Source organism: Mesorhizobium sp. M7A.F.Ca.CA.002.05.1.1 (genome assembly GCF_003998335.1).
GTDB lineage: Bacteria > Pseudomonadota > Alphaproteobacteria > Rhizobiales > Rhizobiaceae > Mesorhizobium.
Window position 1 is genome coordinate 1 of record NZ_RZQI01000870.1, and the last position, 2,455, is coordinate 2,455.

General features: G+C 61.1%; 3 protein-coding genes. 2 read left to right on the forward strand and 1 reads right to left on the reverse strand.

Translation table 11 applies throughout. The features are described 5' to 3' along the window. Positions 1-410 precede the first annotated feature (410 nt). On the reverse strand, positions 411-836 hold the full coding sequence (locus EN939_RS29775; RefSeq protein WP_013530064.1) for a DUF3775 domain-containing protein: 426 nt from the start codon (positions 834-836) through the stop codon (positions 411-413). Between the two features lie 141 nt (positions 837-977). Here EN939_RS29775 and EN939_RS29780 point away from each other — a divergent pair, with 141 nt between their 5' ends. Continuing rightward, positions 978-1,517: a tetratricopeptide repeat protein gene (locus tag EN939_RS29780; protein ID WP_127270421.1), complete on the forward strand. Its 540-nt coding sequence runs from the start codon at positions 978-980 to the stop codon at positions 1,515-1,517. Between the two features lie 271 nt (positions 1,518-1,788). Next, positions 1,789-2,262 (forward strand): transcription elongation factor GreA, encoded by a 474-nt coding sequence (gene greA, locus EN939_RS29785; protein WP_013530066.1) that lies wholly within the window; start codon positions 1,789-1,791, stop codon positions 2,260-2,262. The last annotated feature ends 193 nt before the right edge of the window (positions 2,263-2,455 follow it).

Genomic DNA, 2,455 nt, shown 5'->3' on the forward strand with positions numbered 1-2,455 from the left:
GCCTTCCGAGCGTCCGCCGGGCGCGGTTCCGGCACCGGAATGCCGGGCGCTGGTGCCGGAACAGATGGTCCAGGCACCGGAGCATCGGCAGGCAAGGGCAGCGGAGACTGCGTTTTCTGCTGTGTCTGCTTCGGCGTAACCGACCGATGTCTTCGTGGTTTCAGGCGCTTTCCGCCTCGCGGTTTAAGAGGCTGTTCGGCTCTTGGTGTCAACGGCTGCTCTATCCTCGGCGTCAACGGCTGGTGATGCCGATGGCGAAGTCTCGCCTCGGCCGGCATCACCAGTAAGGCCGTGACGGCCATGACGAACAAGATCCTGAACGTTCGGGAAAAGACAATCGACCCCATCGCCGTCAACGGCGCCGACGCAAGGTGGTTGCCTCGGCCGCATCACGAACGGTAACCGCTCCGTTACGCACCGATCGCTTCCAGCCCTTCCTCCAGCCAGTCGGCGAGCAGCGGCATGCCAAGCAGGTATTTCGCGGTGCGCTTGTTGGCGCGTTCGCGCGCGGCCGCCAGCGCGTCCGCCCATTCGGTGGCGTCGTAGTCGCCGCGACCGACCCAGGCCAGCGCGATCAGTTCGGCTGCTTCATCGACATTGAGGTCGTTGATCAGCTCACGCAGCTCTTCCTCGGTCAGATTCTCGGAGCTTTCCTCGGCAAGGCCGTCATGGTGATGGTTGACGTGGGACTCGCCATCGAGTTCGACCTCGTGCTCGGCGCCATCGGCATAGTCTTCATTGACGGCCGCACTCAGCGCCTTGGCCTTGAGGATGAACAGGCGCACAGTGTCGGGGCCGATCGAAAGCTCCCAGTCCTTTTCAAGCCGCCGCTGCAAGGGCCGTCTCCCTCAGGTCGTTTGCCGGATGATAGCGGATTTGCGGCATCCGTCACCTGATGTTCTCCGCACGCAATTTTCCGGGATGAAACGCAAGCCGACCGGCGTTAGTGTTGCATTCTCACCCTCCAGGAGGCTTCGATGCATAAAAGAGTGCTGATCCAGGTGGCGACTGCCCTTGTCGCGCTGCAGTTCCTTGCCGTTCCAGTGTTCGCCGCCGGCGGTGACAGTGGCGGCAGCGATCAGACGGTCACCCAATGCAAGAAGGGCGAAGTCTGGGACAAGAAGAAGAAAAAGTGCGTCGCACCCCAGGAGGGCATGCTCGACGACGACAGCATCTATGATGCTGGCCACGCGTTGGCGATGGCCGGGCGCTATGACGAGGCGATCGCCGTGCTCAGCCTTGCCGCCAACAAGCAGGATCCGCGCATCCTCAACTATCTCGGCTATTCGCACCGCCATTCCGGCCGCGTCACCGTCGGCCTCGGCTATTACGAGGAAGCGCTGCGCATCGATCCGAACTACACGCTGGTGCGCGAATATCTCGGCGAAGCGCATCTGCAGATCGGCGATCTGGCCGGCGCCCGGCAACAGCTGATGGAAATCGAGAAGCGGACCGGCAAGGGTTCGCGCGAATATGGCATGCTGGCCGAGCAGATCGACCATTTCATGAGAAGCTGAAAAGATCCCAGGGCTCTTCCAAGCGGCCGCGAGCGATCGCGGCCGCTTTTTGCTGCCCCCAGCCTCATTCACCGCCCTGGCTGATGAAAACGGGGATGATTTTAGCAAAACCGATTTTTGGGCGTGAAAAACCCGCTGACATTGCTATATTCAGGGAAATTGCGGTGAAACGGTTCCGTTAGCCCGAGGCTGCCGGACCCGTTTTCTTTTTGTACCCATCGACAAGGCTTTCCCCGAAACGCGGGGGTGGCAGCAGGAAAGGTCAGGCATCATGAACAAGGTCCCGATGACAGGCGAGGGGTTCGCGTCATTGAAGGAAGAACTGCGCTGGCGCCAGCAGGAAGAGCGGCCGCGCATCATCGAGGCGATCTCCGAAGCGCGCTCGCATGGCGACCTGTCCGAAAATGCCGAATATCATGCCGCCAAAGAGGCGCAGAGCCTCAACGAGGGCCGCGTCAACGAGCTTGAAGATTATATCGCGCGGGCCGAAGTGATCGACGTCAGCAAGCTCAGCGGCGACAAGATCAAGTTCGGCGCCACCGTGGTGCTGGTCGACGAGGACACCGAGGAAAAGAAGACTTACCGGATCGTCGGCGACCAGGAGGCGGACGTGAAGTCCGGCCGCATCTCGATCTCCTCGCCGATCGCGCGTGCGCTCATCGGCAAGGAAGTCGGCGACGCCATCGAAGTCAATGCGCCTGGCGGTGCCAGGGGATATGAGATCGTCCAGGTGCAGTTCATCTAGGGGATTTGAGGGGGGCGCGGCTGCGATTTTTAAGCTGAGGTTTGCGTCGCCCCTCATCGCCCTGCCGGGCATTTCTCCCCGTATAGTGACGGGGAGAAAGATGCTCCCGTCGACGATTTCGCCGATTTTCAACGTAGCAGAATAGACGCTGGCCTTGCGTTCAGCTCTCTTCTCCCCGTCGTTATACGGGGAG